This is a genomic window from Halococcus agarilyticus, assembly GCF_000334895.1.
Lineage (GTDB): Archaea > Halobacteriota > Halobacteria > Halobacteriales > Halococcaceae > Halococcus > Halococcus agarilyticus.
Window position 1 is genome coordinate 134744 of the sequence record NZ_BAFM01000005.1, and the last position, 18619, is coordinate 153362.

The 18619-nt window shown below is 68.8% G+C and carries 16 protein-coding genes; 6 read left to right on the top strand and 10 right to left on the bottom strand.

Annotated elements, in window-relative coordinates; translation table 11 throughout:
• The first annotated feature begins 1 nt into the window (after position 1).
• The 4 genes from TX76_RS05760 (at position 2) to TX76_RS05775 (ending at position 4516) form a co-directional block, all read left to right on the top strand.
• Positions 2–1099, top strand: a complete 1098-nt coding sequence (locus TX76_RS05760; RefSeq protein ID WP_049900185.1) for a Gfo/Idh/MocA family protein — start codon at positions 2–4, stop codon at positions 1097–1099.
• Positions 1100–1293: 194 nt separating this feature from the next.
• Positions 1294–2415: a Gfo/Idh/MocA family protein gene (locus TX76_RS05765; protein WP_049900188.1), complete on the top strand. Its 1122-nt coding sequence runs from the start codon at positions 1294–1296 to the stop codon at positions 2413–2415.
• 84 nt (positions 2416–2499) lie between these two features.
• A complete protein-coding gene (locus tag TX76_RS05770; protein ID WP_049900191.1) occupies positions 2500–3504 on the top strand; it encodes a Gfo/Idh/MocA family protein in 1005 nt (334 codons plus the stop codon).
• 58 nt (positions 3505–3562) lie between these two features.
• Positions 3563–4516 (top strand): carbohydrate kinase family protein, encoded by a 954-nt coding sequence (locus TX76_RS05775; RefSeq protein WP_049900192.1) that lies wholly within the window; start codon positions 3563–3565, stop codon positions 4514–4516.
• 76 nt (positions 4517–4592) lie between these two features.
• Here the strand turns inward: TX76_RS05775 and TX76_RS05780 are convergent, their stop codons facing one another.
• Together TX76_RS05780 and TX76_RS05785 are read right to left on the bottom strand one after the other, a co-directional pair.
• The gene (locus TX76_RS05780; protein ID WP_049900343.1) at positions 4593–4919 is read right to left on the bottom strand and encodes a UDP-3-O-(3-hydroxymyristoyl)glucosamine N-acyltransferase; all 327 of its coding nucleotides are present in this window, start codon (positions 4917–4919) and stop codon (positions 4593–4595) included.
• A gap of 470 nt (positions 4920–5389) precedes the next feature.
• On the bottom strand, positions 5390–6346 hold the full coding sequence (locus tag TX76_RS05785; RefSeq protein ID WP_049900195.1) for a sugar kinase: 957 nt from the start codon (positions 6344–6346) through the stop codon (positions 5390–5392).
• A gap of 88 nt (positions 6347–6434) precedes the next feature.
• Between TX76_RS05785 and TX76_RS05790 the strand changes: the two genes are divergently transcribed.
• The gene (locus TX76_RS05790; RefSeq protein WP_049900346.1) at positions 6435–7337 is read left to right on the top strand and encodes a dihydrodipicolinate synthase family protein; all 903 of its coding nucleotides are present in this window, start codon (positions 6435–6437) and stop codon (positions 7335–7337) included.
• Positions 7338–7594: 257 nt separating this feature from the next.
• Here the strand turns inward: TX76_RS05790 and TX76_RS05795 are convergent, their stop codons facing one another.
• The 3 genes from TX76_RS05795 to TX76_RS05805 all read right to left on the bottom strand — a co-directional run bounded on the left by TX76_RS05795 (position 7595) and on the right by TX76_RS05805 (position 12560).
• Positions 7595–9769, bottom strand: a complete 2175-nt coding sequence (locus TX76_RS05795; protein ID WP_049900200.1) for a PQQ-dependent sugar dehydrogenase — start codon at positions 9767–9769, stop codon at positions 7595–7597.
• Between the two features lie 178 nt (positions 9770–9947).
• Positions 9948–11585, bottom strand: coding sequence for a bifunctional phosphoribosylaminoimidazolecarboxamide formyltransferase/IMP cyclohydrolase (purH, locus tag TX76_RS05800; RefSeq protein ID WP_049900202.1), 1638 nt, complete (start codon positions 11583–11585; stop codon positions 9948–9950).
• Between the two features lie 63 nt (positions 11586–11648).
• Positions 11649–12560: a phosphatase PAP2 family protein gene (locus TX76_RS05805; protein WP_049900205.1), complete on the bottom strand. Its 912-nt coding sequence runs from the start codon at positions 12558–12560 to the stop codon at positions 11649–11651.
• Between the two features lie 237 nt (positions 12561–12797).
• On the opposite strand from TX76_RS05805, the gene purB reads away from it, so the two are divergent.
• Positions 12798–14183, top strand: coding sequence for an adenylosuccinate lyase (purB, locus tag TX76_RS05815; protein ID WP_049900211.1), 1386 nt, complete (start codon positions 12798–12800; stop codon positions 14181–14183).
• Between the two features lie 42 nt (positions 14184–14225).
• Here purB and TX76_RS05820 read toward each other — a convergent pair whose 3' ends face one another.
• The 5 genes from TX76_RS05820 to TX76_RS05840 form a co-directional block, all read right to left on the bottom strand.
• Positions 14226–14876: a bifunctional 4-hydroxy-2-oxoglutarate aldolase/2-dehydro-3-deoxy-phosphogluconate aldolase gene (locus TX76_RS05820; RefSeq protein WP_049900214.1), complete on the bottom strand. Its 651-nt coding sequence runs from the start codon at positions 14874–14876 to the stop codon at positions 14226–14228.
• 179 nt (positions 14877–15055) lie between these two features.
• A complete protein-coding gene (locus TX76_RS05825; RefSeq protein WP_049900217.1) occupies positions 15056–15520 on the bottom strand; it encodes a universal stress protein in 465 nt (154 codons plus the stop codon).
• An 87-nt stretch (positions 15521–15607) separates the two neighbouring features.
• Positions 15608–16897, bottom strand: coding sequence for an inorganic phosphate transporter (locus TX76_RS05830; protein ID WP_049900219.1), 1290 nt, complete (start codon positions 16895–16897; stop codon positions 15608–15610).
• A 113-nt stretch (positions 16898–17010) separates the two neighbouring features.
• Positions 17011–17472 carry a ferritin-like domain-containing protein gene (locus TX76_RS05835; RefSeq protein WP_049900222.1) on the bottom strand — a complete coding sequence of 154 codons (462 nt, stop codon included), beginning with the start codon at positions 17470–17472 and terminating at the stop codon, positions 17011–17013.
• 25 nt (positions 17473–17497) lie between these two features.
• Positions 17498–18613 (bottom strand): M20 family metallopeptidase, encoded by a 1116-nt coding sequence (locus TX76_RS05840; RefSeq protein WP_049900225.1) that lies wholly within the window; start codon positions 18611–18613, stop codon positions 17498–17500.
• Positions 18614–18619 lie beyond the last annotated feature (6 nt).

Below are 18619 nucleotides of genomic sequence, written 5' to 3' on the forward strand. Positions count from 1 at the left end.
TGTGTCCTCTTCTCCCCCTCCACGCGTCGGGATCATCGGTCTCGGGAACATCGGCCGGTTCCACGCCGACCGCCTCGTCGATCACGGCGTCGACCTCGCCGGCGGCGTCGACATCGATCCCGACGTCCGAAATCGCTTCGCCGACGCGTACGCGACCGACACCTACGAGACCGCCAGCGATCTGTTTGCAGTCGCCGACGCGGTGATCGTCGCGACGCCGAACCGCTTCCACGAGGAGTACGCCGTCGACGCGCTCGAACACGATGTCCACGTGCTCCTCGAAAAGCCGCTTGCACACTCGATCGAGAGCGCCGAGGGGATCGTGGCCGCCGCCGAGGCGAGCGACGGGTTCGTGATGACGGGCTTCAAGAACCGCTTCGCCAACCCGGTCGAAGTCATAAAGAGCTTCCAGGAGCAGGGCCGGTTCGGCACCACGCGCCACGTCGAGGCGAACTACATCCGGCGGCGCGGCATCCCGGGGCGTGGCTCGTGGTTCACGAGCCAGGCGACCTCCGGCGGCGGATCGCTGATCGACATCGGGATCCACGCGATCGACCTCGCGCTTCACTTCCTCGATTTCCCCGAGGTCGTCGAGGTATCCGCGACGACGCGGTCGGCGTTCGGCGCGCGCGAGGACTACGCCTACATCGACATGTGGGGCGAGGACCTCGGACCGGGCGGGTTCGACGTCGACGACTCCGTGAGCGCGTTCATCCGGTGTGCGGACGGCTCGACGGTGAGTCTGGAGGCGGCGTGGGCGACCAACCGCCCGACCAACCACGAGTTCCTCGTCCGTGGCACCGACGCGGGGGCGTGTTTCGACCGCCAGGAGAACAGCCTGAAGCTCTACGAGAGCAGCAAGGAGGGCGTCGATCACCTCGCCGACACCGACGTCACGACCCGCTCGAACGACGCCATGGCGGCCGAGCAGCGGGCGTTCCTCGACGCGGTCGAGCGCGGCGAGTCGCCCGAGCGGAACACGCTCGAAGAGGGGCTCGCGGTCCAGCGCGTGATCGACGCCATCTACCGTTCCTCGGAGGCGGGCCGCGCGATCCGGCTCGACGACGCGACCCAGGAGACCCCGGTCGAGATCGACTGAGCCGTATCGGCCGACGATCGCGGGGGTCGGGGGCCCTGAACGTCTGTTCGCGCGGTCGTCGTGGCGTGTCACGTGGACGGTGGCGTGCTCACGGTGCCGCTCGGCGGACAGTCACACGAGACCTGCGAGTTCCTCGCCGATTGGCGCTGGATCACAACCCGGAGAATTAAGACGACATCGACTGTGATGCCGACATGGCACTGAAGATCGGCGTTCTCGGCTACCGGTTCATGGGGCGGGCCCACTCGAACGCGTTCGCACGACTCCCGATGTTCTTCCCCGACGCGCCCGACCTCGAACGACACACCCTGGTCGGCCGCGACGAGGACGCGCTCGCGGACGCTGCGGATCGGCTGGACTTCGCCACCACCGCCACCGACTGGGAGACGGCGATCGACGACGTGGACGTGTTCTACAACCTCGGGCCGAACTTCGTCCATCCCGAGCCCTCGATCGCGGCGCTCGAATCGGACGTCCCGGTGTTCTGTGAGAAGCCGCTCGCACCGACCCTGGAGGACGCCGAGCGGATGGCCGGGGCGGCCGAGGAGAGCGACGCGATCGCGGGCTGTGCGTTCAACTACCGGTTCGTGCCCGCGATCCAGTACGCGAAGAACCTGATCGAAGCGGGCGAGCTCGGCGCGATCCGCCAGGTTCGCGGGAAGTACCTTCAGGACTGGGGTGTCGATCCCGCGGAGCCGTGGTCGTGGCGGATGGACGAGGAGCTTGCCGGCAGTGGCGCGCTCGGCGATCTCGGTGCGCACACGATCGACCTCGCGCGATTCCTCGTCGGCGACCGCGCAGGCGCGATCGAGCGAATCAGCGGCCAGCTCCGGACGTTCGTCGACGAGCGGCCCGTCGATGGCGACGGTAGCGGGAACGAAACCCGCGAGGTCACCGTTGACGACGCGTACTCGGCCCAGGCCGAATTCGCCAACGGTGCGATGGGCACCTTCGAGGCCTCGCGGGTCGCCGACGGCCACAAGAACGATCACACGATCGCGATCCACGGGACGGAGGGCAGCCTCCGGTTCTCGCTCGAACGTCTCAACGAACTCGAACTGCTCCGTGATGGCGATCGGGGTTACGAAACGGTGCTCGTCACCGACGCCGACGACCCCTACGTCGATCACTGGTGGCCACCGGGCCACGTCCTCGGCTGGGAACACACCTTCGTTCACGAGGACTACGAATTCCTGTCGGCGGTCGCTGGGGACGGGGCGTTCCACCCCTCCTTCGCCGACGGTCTCGCCGTCCAGCGGGCGCTCGACGCGATCGAGCGCAGCGACGACCGCGGCGAGTGGGTCGCGGTCGAGTGAGCGCCGGACCGACCCGTCAGGAGAGTCGAGGCGCGAGCGAGTAGTGCAGCACGTTTATTGACGGAACGGTACTCGGGACGGACGATGCCACGGGCAACACCGCTGCGAGTCGGAGTCATCGGCACCGGCTACATCGGCACGACGGTCGGCGGGCAGTTCCACCGCCATCCGGACGCGACCGTCGCGGCGATCACCGACATCGCCCCCGAGCCCCGTGCCGAGGCCGCGGCCGCGTTCGGCGTCGGCGAGGACTCGCTGTACGACGATTTCCGGGCGATGATCGAGGAAGCGTCGCTCGACGCGATCCTCGTCGGGACGCCGCACACCCTCCACTACGACCAGGTGATGGCGGGGTTCGACCACGACCTCCACGTGTTCTGTGACAAGCCGCTGACGACGGATCTCGGCCGTGCCCGGGAGATCGCCGAGCGCGCCGAGACGAGCGATCGAACCCTGATGGTGGGGTATCAGCGCCACCTCAATCCGGCGTTCGTGGCGGCGCGCGAACGGTTCCGCGAGAGCGAGCCGCAGTGGATCACCGCGGAGATCACCCAGAACTGGCTGTCCGACTTCACGGGCACGTGGCGGACCGATCCCGACCTCTCGGGTGGCGGGATGCTCTACGATACCGGGAGCCACCTGCTCGACGCGGTGCTCTGGACCACAGGACTGAAGCCGACGGCGGTCTCCTCGCGGATGCGCTTCGCGGACGACGAGCAGCGGGTCGACGCCGAGACCACGGTGTTGATCGAGTTCGCGAACGGGGCGACCGCGAACGTCTCGGTCTCGGGCGATTCGCCCTGCGTTCGCGAGCACATCCACTGCTGGGACGACGACGGCGCGGTGTACCTCGACGGCCGGGAGTGGGAGCCGCGGACGGTCACGGAGATCGACGCCGAGAGCACCGAGCACAGCCCCTATATCGACCGAAACGAGGGGCCGAACAAGGCCGAGGCGTTCCTCACGGCGATCGACGAGGACCGTGCGCCGCCAGCGACGGCCCGCGACGCGCTGCGCGTGACCGCCGTGACCGAGGCGGCCTACGAGGCCGCCCGCTCGGACGAGTGGGTCGACGTCGCGCTCGACTGACCGCCGATCGGCGGGCGATGCCTGCAACACCTTTCCCGACGGGCCACGAGCCACCGGTATGACCGATCCCGCGATCCTCGTCGCCGGCGAGACCCTGATCGACTTCCTGCCCGCGGGGCCGGGACCACTCTCCGGGGTCGAGTCGTTCTCGCGCCGGGCGGGCGGTGCGGCCGCGAACGTCGCGATCGGGCTCTCCCGGCTCGACCGCCCGCCGTGGTTCCTGACGAACGTCTCGACCGACGGGTTCGGCGAGTTCCTCGCGACGACGCTCGACGAGAACGGGGTTCCAGGCCGGCTCGTGACCCGCTCCGATCACCCGACCACGCTCGCGTTCGTCGCCCACGACGCCGACGCCGACCGGAGCTTCACGTTCTACGGGGCGGACAGCGCCGACGGCCACCTCGATGCGGGCGTCGTTCCGGAACGCGTGCTCGATGGCGTCGAGTGGATCTGTGTCGACGCGCCGGTGGCGCTCGCGGCCGAACCCGCTCGCTCCGCACTCCTCGATCTCTGCGAGCGCGCCCGCGATCGCGGCTGTCGGGTGGCGTTCGATCCGAACACCAGGCGCGAGCTCTGGCCCGACGACGAGACCCTCCACGGAACGCTCGATGCCATGCTCGCCCGGACGGACGTCGTCAAGACCTCGGTCGAGGATCTCGACGGGACGTCGCTCGCGGCCGACGATCCCACCGACCTCGCCACGAACCTGTTCGCGGCCGGGCCGCACACCGTGTTCGTGACGCAGGGAGCCGACGGTTCGCGCGCGCTCGCCGCCGACCGTGCGCCGTGGGGAGCCGTCGACGTCTCTCACCCGGGCTACGACGTCGAACCCGTCGACGCGACCGGCGCTGGCGACGCCTTCCTCGCGGGCGTTCTTTGCGGGCTCGCCGCCGACGAACCGCTCGACGAACTCCTCGGGTTCGCCAACGCGGTCGCCGCGCTCACCACGACCGAGGCGGGGGCGATCGACGCGCTGCCCGATCGGGACGCCGTGGCGGCACTTCGGGAGTAACTGTTTGTGTGACGAACTCCGCCGCCGAGACCGACTCGGCGACGGGAGAACCGAGCGCCGTCGGCAGTCGTCGTGTTCAGCGACCGTGGTCGGCTTCGGGCTCGTAAATGTGAGCGTGCTTGCCGACCCGTGCCCCGTCGTCGACACGGGCGTTCTCGTGGACGTGGACGTGCTTTCCCACGCGCGCGTTCTTCCCGACCGACGCACCCGGGTGGACGTGTGCGTGTTTGTCGATGCGAGCACCCGCCTCGACCCGCGCGTTCTCGTGGATCTCGACGTGTTTCCCGATCCGGGCGTCGGTGCCGACGTGAGCGCCGTCGTGGATCGTGGCGTGCTTGCCGATCCGCGCCCCGTCGTCGACCTGTGCGCCCCCCTTGATGCGAGCCTTCTTGCCCACGTTCATCTCTCCCACACGAAGACGCTCGATCCACATAACGGTTGTCCGGCCGTCGAGTGTGTTCGACCAGTCACGATTCGGCCGGGACGACGAACCGATCGAGCGATCCGCTGAGACGGATCTGGCACTCGGTCGTACAGCAGAACCGTCGACACTAAAGCGGTGGATGAAACGGCTCGAAAAATCGCTTTCGACGGCCAGTCCCGAACTACCGTCTCAGGCACCAGGGACCGCAGCTGCGATGAACGACCACCGGGTGCCCGTGCGTGGTTCGTCGTTTTTCCGCTCTGCCTTCGTTCGATCCCGTCGATGTTGCCAGTCCATGTCCAAACGAACGATTCACTCGCATTTGAATACTTCGATTCGATGACGTTTCTGTCGTGGACGTTCACGAGAGACCGTCGGTCATCGGGTGTATCCGCCACGAACACCACGGGAGCCGCGTCGCAGTCGTGCGGTTCGGGTTCCGTGCTCGATCACCGATACACCGCGTCGCGTTCGCCACGGAACACCTCGAGCTCCTCGCCGGTGGGCAGGCCCTCGATGTCGCCGGCGACCGTCGTGGCGAACGCGCCGACCGCGTTGGCGAGCCCCGCGGATTCGACCGGGCCGAGGTCGCGCAGCCGGCCGGCGAGGAAGCCCGCCGCGAACCCGTCACCCGCGCCGACCGGGTCGACCACCCGCTCGACCTCGTAGCCCGCGACGCGTTCGGTCGTCGCATGGTCGGCGACGAGCGCGCCTGCCGCGCCGAGTTTGACCGCGGCGATCTCGGCCCCGCGATCGAGACACGCCGCGGCGATGGCCTCGGGCTCTTCGGCATCGAACAGCGCCCGGCCCTCCTCGATGCCGGGGAGCACGATATCGGTCGCTCCCACGAGTTCGAGCAGCGTCGACCGCATTTCGTTCTCGTCGTCCCAGAGCTTCTGCCGGAGGTTGGGATCGAACGAGATCGTCACGTCCGCCTCGCGGGCGCGTTCGACGGCAGCGAAGACGGTTTCGCGACACGATTCGCTGAGGGCCGGCGTGATCCCGGTGAGATGGAGATACTCGGCGTCGGCGAGGAACGATTCGGGGAGATCGGCGGGCGTCATCGTGCTCGCGGCCGAGCCGTGGCGGTAGTAGTAGACCGAGGTCTCGGAGAGCGCGCGACGTTCCTTGAACATGAGTCCCGTCGGGGCGTCGGGTGTGGTCGTCACGTGGCTCGTGTCGACGCCCTCGCCGCGAACGAACGAGCGGAGGTACTCGCCGTGGGGGTCAGCGCCGAGCTTGCTGATCCAGCCGACGTCGTGGCCGAGCCGGGAGAGCCCGATCGCGACGTTGCTCTCCGCGCCGCCGAGACTCTTCTTGAAGTCGGTGATGTACTTCATCGGCCCCGACTCCGCGGGGTTGATCAACACCATCGTCTCTCCCATCGTGACGACACGCGGTGACATGCTCGTCCGTGTCCCGCCCGAGACCCTAACCGTTCCGGAATCCACCCCGGGCACGAGTGTTATGGCGGTCCGCCGAGTGGGCCGTATCATGAGCTCGGACGACAGCACCGATCCGCTCTCGCTCGGTGGCGTGATCTCGCCGACGATCACCGCGTTCCACGACGACGAGTCGGTCGACTACGAGACGACCGCCGCCCACGCGCGGTTCGTGCTCGATCGTGGCGTCGACGGCGTGTTCCCGCTCGGGACCAACGGCGAGTTCGCGCTGCTCGATGCCGCCGAGCGCGCGGGTGTCGTGGAGTCGGTCGTCGACGAGGTCGGCGGCGAGGTCCCGGTGATCGCCGGCGTCGGCGCGGAGAGCACCTATCATACGGTGCGCAACGCCGAACGCGCCGCCGATGCGGGAGCCGACGGCGTGGTGGTCGTCACGCCGTACTACTATCCGCTCGACGACGAGGGCGCGCTCTCACACTACCGACGGGTCGCCGACGCGATCGACCTCCCGATCTACGCGTACCACATCCCAAGTCGGACCGGCAACGGCCTCTCGTCGGAGACGCTCGCCGAGATGGCCGATATCGACGCGGTCGCCGGGATGAAGGATTCGAGCAAGGACGTACCGTGGCTCGGCCGCGCCATCGCCGCCAACCCGGATCTCGCCGTCCTCACCGGCGCGGACTCACTCCAGTTCGTTGGCCGTGTGCTTGGCGGCGTCGGCGGCGTGAGCGCGGTGTCGAACGCCCTCCCCGAACTCGTCGTCGACCTCCACGAGACCTACGAGGCGGGTGATCTCGACCGCGCGCGCGATCTCCAGGACACCCTCTACGAGGTCCGCGCGGCGTTCGAGGCCGGTCCGTACCTCGCGGGCGTGAAGGGGGCGCTCTCGCTCCGCGGGTTCGACGCCGGTCCGCTCCGTAGCCCGCTCCGGCGGATGACCGACGAGGGGGAGGCTGCACTCGAATCCGAACTTCAGGAGCTCGGCGTTCTCTGATCTCGCTACCGTACTGCTCGTCGCGACTCACATGTTTTCGCAAAACCGCCTTCGTCCTCGTGTCTATCAACCCGGAGAGCCCACCAACAGCGAGGATACCGAGGAAGACCAGAAGCGTGTGCAACGTCCTCCCTGGAATACTCGATGCTGGCACAACCGCTCTCTCGTGCGTTCGGTTCTCGATCTTCAGCCGATGGAGAGAGGAACCAGCGGACCAGGACGACCGAAATCGTCGATCCATGCGGAGCGCCAGCGAACTACTCGTCGTCCCCGGCCAGCAGCCGTGCCGCACCGATCGCGAGCCCCGAAAGCGCCGCGAGCGCGCCGAAGCCAGGCCCGGAGCCGCTCGATCCTCCCGAGACACCGCCTGTCGTCGCGTTCCCATCGCTACCGGCCGTCGTCGCGGTGCTCGTGGTGGTTTCGGTCCCACTTGTTGTCGCGGTCGTCTCGGTGGAACCCGTCGTGGTCGCTGCGGTCGCGTTCGACGTCGGCCTGGTGGTAATGGTGGCGTTCGTCGTCGTCGTGACGCTCGTCGTCGCGTTCGTCGTCGGGGTTGTGGCGTTCCGTGTCGTCTCGGCCGTCGCCGTCGTGTCGGCTGTCGTCGTGTTGGCCATCGCCGTCTCGTTGGCGGATGTGTTTTCGGCGGTCGACGTGGTCCCCTCCTGTCCTGTGTTGTTCGGCGGGCGGATGCGGTGGACCGCGCCGGTTCGTCCCTCGGAGGTCTCCGCGCTCGATAGTACGTAAAGGCCGCCGTCGTTGTCCCGTCCGATGGCGAGGACGTACGCGCCGACGGTCCCGTTCTCCCGGTTCTCGATCACGAGCTCTTCGAGCTCCCAGAGCCCGTCGTCGGTCGGCGTGGCGGCGAACAGCGACCCGGTCGGGGTCTCGGTCTCGGCGGTCTTCCGGAAGTCGCCGAAGACGTACTTCCCCTCGAGCGCTGCGATCCCGTCGTTCTCGTAGACGTAGCCGCCGATGGCCGCCGAACCGACGCCCCGCCCCTCGTGGCTGTGCGGGTACTCGATGACCGGATCGATGAGTCGCTCGCCGCCGCGGACGTCCGGCGGGAGCTGGCTCGGGCACTCTTCGGGCGGGTTGCGACTCCCCTCGGGCCCGGGTTTGAAACAGTGCGTGCCCTCGCGGACGTTCCAGCCGTAGTTCTTGTCCTTCTCGACGATGCTGACCTCCTCGAACCCGTTCTGGCCGACGTCGGCGACGAACAGCCGCCCGTCGGAAAACCCCATCCGCCACGGGTTGCGAAAGCCCCACGCGAACTGTTCGTTCAACCCGGGGTCGCCCACCAGCGGGTTGTCGTCGGGGATGCCGTACGGTTTGTCGTCCGTTTCGCCGTCGACGTCGATCCGGAGAACGCTTCCGAGGAGGTTCTCCCTGACGTCCTGGCCGTTGCCGCCCTCGTTCGCCTCGTACCAGTCCTCGACGTGACCGGGGTTGTTGTCGTGTGCGCCGCCGCCGTCGCCCACGCCCACGTAGAGGTAGCCGTCGGGTCCGAACGTGACCGCGCCGGCGTTGTGGGTGTCCTGGGGCTCGGGAATTTCGAGCAGTCGGCGCACGAAGCTCGCGCTGGCCTCCGAGCCGTCGTCCGCCGAAAACTCCGCGAGCACCTCCGTGTGGGAGTACGAATCCGGCGCGTCGTCGGTCAGCGGTGCGCTGTAACGCAGGAAGAATCGTCCGTTCTCCTGGAACTCGGGATGGAACGCCATCCCCAGCAGTCCCTTCTCGCCACCGATCTCGGCCATCCGATCGCTCACGTCGACGTACGGCTCCGCGCGCAGGCCGTCGTCGGTGTGGAGATACACCTGACCCAGCCGGTCGGCGACGAACCGCCGGGTCGACGTTCCGGGTGGCTCCTCGAAGTCGACCGGGGCCACGAGATTCCCGTCGGCGACGGTTTCGAGACGGACCGACGACCCCTCCGGGATGTAGGGGTCGCTCTCGTCTTCGGTTGAGGTCTCCGTGGCCGTTTCCTCGCTCGATCCGTCGCCGAAGCTGATCGAGCCCTGCATCGAGGTGATGTGTGGTTCGCAGACGTACTCGGCCATCCCCTCGCGTGCGGTGAACTCGACGGACTGGGTCTCGCCCTCCTCGCTCATCACGTCGGTCCGCTGGAGGACCGTACCTTCGGAATCGAGCAGCGCGAAGTTGTGCCCCATCCCGTCGATGTTCTCCCAGACGACGCGGTAGGTGGTGCCGGCTTCGAGGGTCAGCGTGGGGTTGGTTTCGCCGGCGATCGAATCGGGAGCGCGACCCTGCCAGCCGGCGATCTCGCCACCGAGTCGGATGATCTCGGGCGACTGGGCCACAGCGCTGCCGAGCCCGCCAACGCTGGCGAGCGTGCCGGCGGCGGCGAGCGAGAGGAATCGACGGCGCGACGGGGCGGCGGATCGACGTGGGGAGCCGTGGTTCGTTCCATCCATCGTTGTGTGATCTGGCCACCCTGTGGTATCGGAGCGGTGTTCCAGGGCGGAGTGCGTGCCCGAATCGATGGCCGGCGTCCCCTTAGCGATTTGGATCGGGGAACGAGACACGAACCCGGCGTTCGTCCAGTGACGGATCGACGAACGCGCGGAACAGGGTCGATGCGGCCGATCGCGGTCAGTCGTGACGGAACGCGCGCTGGCCGGTGAACGCCATCGCCACGCCGAGATCGTCGGCGGCGGCGATCACGTCGTCGTCGTTCACCGAGCCACCCGGCTGGACGACCGCCTCGATCCCCGCCTCCGCCGCCGCCTCGATCCCGTCGGGGAACGGGAAGAAGGCATCCGAGGCCATCACCGATCCCGCCGCGCTCGTCCCCTCGGCGTGCTCGTCGGCCTTCATCGCCGCGAGCCGCACCGCGTCGACTCTGGAGACCTGCCCCATCCCGATGCCCGAAGTCTGGGTTCCGTCGGCGAACACGATCGCGTTCGACTTCACGTGCTTGATGACCTGCCACGCGAAGCACATCGACTCGATCTGTGCGTCGGTCGGCTCGCGCTCGGTCACGACCTCCAGACCATCGGGCGAGAGTACCTGCGTGTCGCGCTCCTGGACGAGTCGACCCCCGGTGATGGGTTTCTCGACGAAGCGGCCCGCCTCGGGGCCGAACCCGTCGGTGTCGAGCACCCGGAGGTTCTCCTCGGCCGTCAGCACCGAAAGCGCGTCGTCGGTGTAGCCGGGTGCGATCACGACCTCCTTGAACGATTCGACGATCTCCTCGGCGGTCGCGGCGTCGCACTCCCGGTTCAGCGCGACGATCCCACCGAAGGCGCTCATCGGGTCGGTGGCGAGCGCGCGGTCGTAGGCGGTCGCGAGGTCGTCGGCGGTCGCACACCCCGCCGGGTTGGTGTGTTTGATCACCGCGGCCGCCGGCTCGTCGAACTCTCGAACGAGGCCGAGCGCGGCGTCGGTGTCGTTGTAGTTGTTGTACGAGAGCCCCTTCGCGCCTTCGTTCACCTGATCGGCGTCGACGACGCTCGCCGCGTCGGTGGTGCGGTCGGCGTACATCGCAGCCGCCTGGTGTGGGTTCTCGCCGTATCGGAGTTCGGCGGCGCGCTCGGTGCTCGTCATGCGCCGCGACGGGAACGCGCTCCCCGTGTCGTCGCTGGCCTCATCGTCCCCGTCGCCGCCGCCAGCCCCTCCAGTATCGCCCTCGACGCGAACCCGGCGGTCGTCACCCTCGCCTTCGATTGCGAGTCGATCCTCGGCGAACCACCGGACAGCTCGGGGGTAGGCCGCGAACTCCGCCTCGGTGAGCACCCGCCGCTTGAGCGAGTCGGGGTCGTCGTCACCGTGGACCGGGACTGCTTCCTGAGTCACGATCGGGCCGCCGTCGACCGTCTCGGTGACGACGTGGACCGTGCAGCCGGTCACGCTCACGCCAGCGTCGAGCACTTGTTCGTGGGCATCCTTTCCCGGAAAGGCGGGGAGCAGCGACGGATGGACGTTGAACGCCAGCGGTGCATCCTCGATGAACTCGCTCGTGAGCACGCGCATGTAGCCGTCGAGACAGACGAGGTCGACGTCGTACTCGTCGAGCCGATCGAGGAGCCGCCGCTCGTGGGCGGCGTCGGATTCGTCGCCGTTTCGTTCGACGACTTCGGTCGGAATCCCGCGCTCGGCCGCGGCGTCGAGTGCGGGGGCGTCGGGGTCGGCTGCGAGTACCACTGCGAGGGTCGCGCCGCCCGGCTCCCGGTCGGCGATCCGGCGGAGGTTTCGTCCACGATTGCCCGCAATGCCGGCGATCCGTGTCATGATCGGAGGCGCGCGCGCCGCGCGCAAAGGCGTTCTCATTCACCCCGATCGGAGTCGCGCCCGTCACGAACGGACCGCCGAGATCACCCGCTGGCCGACGTCCGGCGCGGCGACGATCGCGGCGGCGGCGATCGTGCTCCCGATCGCCGTCACCGGCGTCGGCGGTACCGAAAAGTACAGTACGAGAAAGAGGACGCCGGCGAGCACCAGCGTCGCCACGCTGACGGCGGCCATCGCCGGGGTACGGGGCGTCGCCGGCTCCCGATCGACCAGCGCGTACCACGCGAGCCACGCCCCGGCCGCCCCGCCAAGCGCGGCGACGCTGTCGAAGGTGACCTGGTTGAGCACCCCGACGACGCCGATCGCGACCGCCACGAGGAACGCGCGCCCGGGATCGGTGCCGCGGTCGGCGAGCCGGTAGATCGCGTACAGGAGCACCGCGCCGATCGCCGTTCCGACGACCACGTCGACGAGGTAGTGGACCCCGAGCGCGAGGCGTGAGAACGACACCGCCACGACGGCGGCGGTCGCGACGGCGAGGCGCGCTCGCCAGGATCGGTACTCGGTGACGAGCGCCACGCCACCCCAGACGAGCGTCGTGCCGAGCGCGTGGCCGCTCGGGAACCCGTATCCCTCGGCGGTGGCGGCGTTCTCGTAGACGGGCGCGAGAAGCGACGGGAGCCACGGGATCGCGGCGGCGATCCCGGCATCCGGGGGGCGCGGGAGCATGAAGACGCCCTTCAGCGCCTGGACCGTCACGACGTACACGATCGGTAGCGCGAGGACGAACGCGCCGTGCCGGCGGGAAAGCGGATTGCCAGGCCGTGTCGACAGGAGATAGAGACTCCCGGCGAGAACGAACAGGAACCAGACGTCGCCGAGCTGGGTGAGCGCCGCGAGCACGACGACGCCGATCTCGCCGAACAGCTCCCCGAGCGCGTCCGAAATCCCGAGCCCGCGTCCGGGCTGAACCACGCTACTGTACCCCGGGCACCGGCGGCGCGATTTCGTCGACGATGGCCGCCCGGGACGCGACGGGACCGATCGCAACACCGGCAGCCGGTACGAGGAGGGATCGTCGGATCATACGATGCTGGTCGTCGGAAGACGGGCCACCGACTTCGGTGCTGTGGTACTCGCTCGACGTTGGAGACCGATCGGCGGACCGGCCCAACCGGCACGCTTTTTCGAGCGGTCGTCCCATCCGCGCCCATGACCGATCGTGGCCCGCTCTCGGCCGTGTCGCCGCTCGACGGCCGGTACGCACGCTACACCGACCCCCTCACGCCCTACGTCAGCGAGGGCGCACTGTTGCGCGCTCGCGTCCGCGTCGAAGTCGAATACCTCGTCGCGCTCGCCGATCTCGATGCCACACCGCTCGACATCGCACCCGACGAGCGCGCGACGCTCCGGGCGACGTACGAGGAGTTCGACGATGCGGACGCGCGGCGGATCAAGCGGATCGAGGTCGATGGAACCGACGAGCGGCCGGCGACCAACCACGACGTGAAGGCCGTCGAGTACTTCGTCCGCGACGCCCTTCCAGAGAACCTCGACGCCGACCAGTGGATCCACTTCGGGCTCACGAGCGAGGACGTCAACAACCTCGCCCACCGCCTCCTGATCGGCCCCGCCGTCGAGGACGTGCTGCTTCCCGCCCTCCGGAACGTTCGGGACGCGCTCGCCGATCTCGCCCGCGAGCATCGTGACCTGGCGATGCTCGCGCGGACCCACGGCCAGCCCGCCACCCCGACGACGTTCGGCAAGGAGATGGCGGTCTACGCCCGGCGACTCGATCGTGCGATCGACCGGATCGAGACCGCGACCGCTGGCCTCGCGGGCAAGCTCGCGGGCGCGAGCGGGACCTACGCCGCCCACCACGCCGCCTATCCCGACGTCGCCTGGCGGGCGTTCGCGCGCGAGTTCGTCGACTCCCTGGGTCTCGAATTCGTCGAACCCGTCACCCAGGTCAACCCGTGCGACGATCTGGCCGCCCTCTTCGACGCGCTGCGGGGAGCGAACGCCGTGCTCCTCGACCTCGATCGCGACGCGTGGCGCTACGTCTCCCAGCGGTACCTCGGCCAGCGCGCCGATGCGGACGAGACCGGCTCGTCGACGATGCCCCACAAGGTGAACCCGATCGACTTCGAGAACAGCGAGGGGAACCTCTCGAAGGCGAACTCGGATCTCGAATTCCTGGGGGAGTACGTCACCACCTCCAGGCTCCAGCGCGACCTCTCGGATTCGACGGTGAAGCGCAACGTCGGCGCGGCGCTCGCCCACTGTCTCATCGGCTACCGGAAAACTGAGGCTGGTCTCGCGAAGGTCGTTCCGAACGAGGCAGTCATGCGCGAGGACCTCGACGCCAACCCCGAAGTGATCGGCGAAGCCGTTCAGACGATCCTCCGCCGTGAGGGTCACACAGACGCCTACGAGCGGGTGAAGGAGCTCACGAGAGGCCGACGCACGAGCCTCGAGGACTTCTACGAACTGTTCGACGACCTCGACGTGAGCGAGGCGACCCGCGCGGAGCTCCGTGATCTCACGCCCGTCGGCTACACCGGCGTGGCGAGCGAGCTGGCCGACGACACGGTGTGAGCGTTCGTCAGCAGGAGCGTTCGTGATCGGTTCTGACCGCTCCTACGACCGCGCATCCTCGACGGCGGCGACGAACTCGGCGGCGGACTCGCGAACCGCGTCCCAGTCCTCGCGCTCGATCGCGTCGTAGTCGACCAGCGCCGAGCCAGCCCCGACCGCGACCGCGCCGCCCGCGAAGTACTCGGCGACGTTCTCTGTCGAGACTCCGCCCGTGGGCATCACGGGCACGTCGCCGAGCGGGCCCTGGAGCGCGCCGATGTGATCCGGTCCGACCGTCGAGGCGGGGAACAGTTTCAGGATGTCCGCACCGGCGGCCATCGCACGATCGGCCTCGGTCGGTGTCATCACGCCGGGAATGCAGACCGCGCCCGCGCGATTGCAGACCTCGATAACGTCCTCGTTGAGGTTCGGGGCGAGTACGAACGCCGCACCGGCCTCGATCACGTTGCGCGCGGTCGGTGCGTCCATCACGGTGCCGGCTCCCACCACGGCGTCGGTGTCCGCGAGCGCACGATCCACGTCGGCGATCATCTCGGTACACCGCGTGGCGTCGGCGGTCACCTCGATCGCGGTGACGCCGCCCGCGTGGACGGCCTCGGCCACGGGAACGATGTCCGTCGCGTCGATTCCTCGTAGCACGGCCGTCACGCCGCTGTCGACGATCCGCTCGCGAACTGCCTGCTTGCGTTCCATGACCCGGTTCCGACGGGCGAGAACAAAAAGGCGTGCCACTCGTCGGTCCAGCGGCCAGCCACGGAGCATTGCGCGTCTGTCCTCGGTGGAGCATCACCTCGCCGTGACCCGATCTCGATGGGGGCGGCAGAAGCGTACTCGACTGCTGTGAGACAGGTGGGAGACGGGGATCGGCAGTGTCACCGAACGACGGTCACGTTCACCGGCGACCGACGCACCACCGACTCGGCGGTGTTGCCGAGCAGGACGTGGGGGAACTCCTCGCGGCTGTGGTTGCCGATGACGACGTGATCGACGTCGTTGTCGTCGGCGTACGCGACGATGCGGCGTGCGGGCCGGCCGAAGACGATCTCGGTAGTCAGGGAGCGGTCGTGCTCGGCGGCGCGCTCGCGCGCCTCGGCGTGGAGCTCCTCGGCGCTCTCCTTGGCCCCCTCGTACCACTCCTCGGAGTAGCCTGGCATCCCGGGCACCCCCGCCGGCGATTGGAAGCCCGGCGCGAGCGGATCGACGTCGAGCGGGTCGATCACGGTGAGCACGGTGATCGTGGCGTCGGCCATCCCGAGGGCGTGATCGAGCGCGCGTTCCGATCGTGGCGATCCGTCGATCGGGACGAGGACGTGCATGGTGGACGATCGTTCGCTCATGGCGGGCCGTTGTTCGCGGGCGAGCAAAGCGATTTCCGTTCGAGCGCGCCGACGTCGACCGACGAGACACCGATCGCCCCGTCGGCGCTACAGCACGAACGCGAACACGAGATACGAGCCGATCGCGGAGATCGTGGGTGTGAGGAGCCAGAGCGTGACGATCCGTCCCGTGGCCGCCCGATCGAACAGGTCCTCGCTCGTGAGCGCCTCTGGCTCTTCCTCGCCGATCTTCGGGACCGGCCCGGTCGATGTGCCCGCGCTGGCCGCCGACTGCCCGGCGGGCGCTTCACCGGTGGCGAGTTCGCCCACCGTGGGCCCGTGTGCCGGCTCCGCGGCCGTATCGGTCGCCCCGGAGCCGTCCGCCTGCGTGCCGGCGGCCGTGAGCGCACCCGCCGAGAGGTCGGGACCACCCTCCCCCTCGATGGCGGCCCCGGCGGCGTCGGCGAGCGTCACCGCCCGTGAGGCCCGTCCCCACCCGAGCCCGATGATGCAGGAGGTCATGCTGACCGCGAGGCTCGCCGGGATGCCGAGGTTCGAGAGCACGGTGATGATCGTCGCCCCCACCAGGGAGACGAGGATCGCCGCGAGGATCGGGAGGTCGGTGATCCCGTCGCCCACGGTGTCAAGGGTGCGTCGTGCGATGGTGAACGCGCCGAGCCCCATCGCGCCGACGGCGATGAGCGTTCCCACTCCGGCCCCGATCTCGCCGCTGCCGACCAGCGGCGCGACCGCGTTCGCGGTGTTCGACGCGCCCGCCGAGAACGCGTTGTAGCACGCCACGATCAGGACGAGCACCGCACCCGCGACGTCCCGGCCGGTCGCACCCTCCCGGAGTCGGGGTCGCGGGATCGCTCCCGAGCGGTCGACGTCGAACAGTCCGTCCTCGATCCGGCCGAACGAAACCCTGGCGTCGAGGTACGGGTAGATGTACCGACCCAGAAGCACGCCGATCCAGAACGCGACGAGCGGCGCGACGATCCACGCCGAGACGATCCCGAACATGATGCCCTGGTTGAGCGTGCCGTTCGCCACCCCCAGCCCGGCGATCGCGCCGACGGCGGTCATCGAGGTCGAGGCCGGTACTCCAAAGAGGTTCGAGATGAGCAGGGAGCCGCCGGTGAAAAAGAGCAACACGACGCTCGCGGCGAGCGTGAACTCCTCGGCCACGATCTCGGAGCCCATCGTCGTGATGACCTCCTGGCCGACCGTCCAGCCGCCGAGCAGCGCGAAAGCCGTAAAGAGCACCGCCGCGAGTGTCTTGCCCGCGATCCGACTGCCGACCGCGGGGCCGAAGGCGACTCCCGTCGAGGAGCCACCGATGTTGTAGCCGACGAACACCGCGACGAGTACGCCCGCGACGAGCAGTGCGGAGACCATGTGTGGTCTCTGGCGTCGCCCGAGGGAATGTCGGTTTCGCTTTCCGTGCTGTGGATCGTCGAACGGGGGTGGGCGCGATCGACGAACGACGGCCGGCAGACGGCGGACGAACGCTACTCCTCGTACTCCAGGCGATAGCCCTCGAACTCCGCGAGGTGCGCTTCCTCGTCGGCGAGGAGTTCGGTGGCGAAGTCCTCGGTCACGGGATCGCCGGCCTCCTCGGCGACCGCGATCAGTTCGCGGTAGGTCTCGACCGCGCCCTCCTCGGCCTCGATCACGCCGTCGATGACCGAGAGCACGTCCGTGGGGTCCTCGGGCGGCTGGAGGCTCTCCTGACCCATTTCGAGCTCGAACGATCCCTTCGGCTGGCCACCCAGCTGGGTGATGCGCTCGCCGATCTCCTCGGCATGGCCGAGCTCCTCCTGGACATCGGCGCTGAGGCTGTCGGCGATCTCCTCGGCTTCGACCCCTGCGAGCGCTGCGGCGTTGGTCTGGTAGTTGATGACGGTCTCGAACTCGTCGTTGCGTGCGTCTTCGAGCAGTTCGAGCACGCGGTCGTCGCCTTCGACACTCATGGATCCACCGTCGAGCGCCGCGTCCTTAAACGTCCGTCTCTCGGAGAAGCTCGGCGAGTGCGTCACTGAGGATCGTGGCGGCGCGCTCGACCTCGGGAAGTCGGACGTACTCCCGATCGGCGTGGGCGACCGGTCCGTCCTCGTCCGCGAGATCACCCGGACCGAACACGACTGTGGGGGCCTCGCGCGCGAAGTACGACGCCTCGGTCGCGGCGGTGAACGGTCGCACCGCACCGCCCGACGCCTCCCGGAGCACTCGAACCACACACACGTCGGCGGGCGTTTCGAACGCTTCGAGGAACGGCGTCTCTCGTTCGGTCAGCCCGAACGAAACCGTGTCAGAGGTCGGAACCCGCTCGTCGAGGAAGTCGTTCAGCGCGGTCTCGAAGCCTGCCGCGGTCTCGGGCGGGACGCTTCGACGATCGAGGACGATCTCGCACTCGGCGGGCACCTGGTTCGTCGCGTCGCCGCCCGCGACGATCGTCGGCGTGAGTGTCGGCGCGCCGAGGTCGGGGTGGGTGTTGAGTCCGTCCGTCCGATCGTCGAACCCCGCGAGCGCGTCGATCACCGGCGCGGCCATCGTGATCGCATTGTGCCCCGTGTGTGGTTCGGCGGCGTGGGCGCGCTCGCCGGTGATCGTGACCCGGCCCTCGAAGCGCCCCTTCGCGGCGTTGCAGACGTCGAGTCCGGTGGGTTCGCCGACGATCACCCTATCCCCGCGTTCGGGATCGAGATCGAGCGACGGCACGAGCGCGGCCGCGCCGGTCGAGCGCGTCTCCTCGTCGGGCGTCACGGCGAGCGTGAGTCGCCCCCGCTCGGGCTCGGTGCTCGAAAACGCGGCGAGCATCGCGGCCAGCGGTCCCTTGGCGTCGCAGGCCCCGCGCCCGTGGAGGAGGTCCCCGTCGCGTTCGGTCGGGACGTGCGGCGAGACGGTGTCGAGGTGGGTGTTCAACACGATGTGGGGGCCGTCGGCGTTCCCGCTGTCCGCCTCGCGCGTCGCCACCACGTTGCCCGCATCGTCGACGGTCGGTTCGACGCCAGCCTCGCGGAGTTCCCCACGGAGGAGGTCGCACATTGGACTGACGTCGTCGTGGGAGGGCGTTCGGACGGCGCGTTCGAGGAAGTCGAGCGGGTCGACCATCGATCA

What these genes read in the sequence shown, in the direction of transcription:
- TX76_RS05765 (WP_049900188.1), top strand. Translation starts at nt 1,294, where the DNA reads ATGGCACTGAAGATCGGCGTTCTCGGCTACCGGTTCATGGGGCGGGCC.
- TX76_RS05770 (WP_049900191.1), top strand. Translation starts at nt 2,500, where the DNA reads ATGCCACGGGCAACACCGCTGCGAGTCGGAGTCATCGGCACCGGCTAC.
- TX76_RS05775 (WP_049900192.1), top strand. Translation starts at nt 3,563, where the DNA reads ATGACCGATCCCGCGATCCTCGTCGCCGGCGAGACCCTGATCGACTTC.
- TX76_RS05780 (WP_049900343.1), bottom strand. Translation starts at nt 4,919, where the DNA reads ATGAACGTGGGCAAGAAGGCTCGCATCAAGGGGGGCGCACAGGTCGAC.
- TX76_RS05785 (WP_049900195.1), bottom strand. Translation starts at nt 6,346, where the DNA reads ATGTCACCGCGTGTCGTCACGATGGGAGAGACGATGGTGTTGATCAAC.
- TX76_RS05790 (WP_049900346.1), top strand. Translation starts at nt 6,435, where the DNA reads ATGAGCTCGGACGACAGCACCGATCCGCTCTCGCTCGGTGGCGTGATC.
- TX76_RS05795 (WP_049900200.1), bottom strand. Translation starts at nt 9,769, where the DNA reads ATGGATGGAACGAACCACGGCTCCCCACGTCGATCCGCCGCCCCGTCG.
- purH (WP_049900202.1), bottom strand. Translation starts at nt 11,585, where the DNA reads ATGACACGGATCGCCGGCATTGCGGGCAATCGTGGACGAAACCTCCGC.
- purB (WP_049900211.1), top strand. Translation starts at nt 12,798, where the DNA reads ATGACCGATCGTGGCCCGCTCTCGGCCGTGTCGCCGCTCGACGGCCGG.
- TX76_RS05820 (WP_049900214.1), bottom strand. Translation starts at nt 14,876, where the DNA reads ATGGAACGCAAGCAGGCAGTTCGCGAGCGGATCGTCGACAGCGGCGTG.
- TX76_RS05825 (WP_049900217.1), bottom strand. Translation starts at nt 15,520, where the DNA reads ATGAGCGAACGATCGTCCACCATGCACGTCCTCGTCCCGATCGACGGA.
- TX76_RS05830 (WP_049900219.1), bottom strand. Translation starts at nt 16,897, where the DNA reads ATGGTCTCCGCACTGCTCGTCGCGGGCGTACTCGTCGCGGTGTTCGTC.
- TX76_RS05835 (WP_049900222.1), bottom strand. Translation starts at nt 17,472, where the DNA reads ATGAGTGTCGAAGGCGACGACCGCGTGCTCGAACTGCTCGAAGACGCA.
- TX76_RS05840 (WP_049900225.1), bottom strand. Translation starts at nt 18,613, where the DNA reads ATGGTCGACCCGCTCGACTTCCTCGAACGCGCCGTCCGAACGCCCTCC.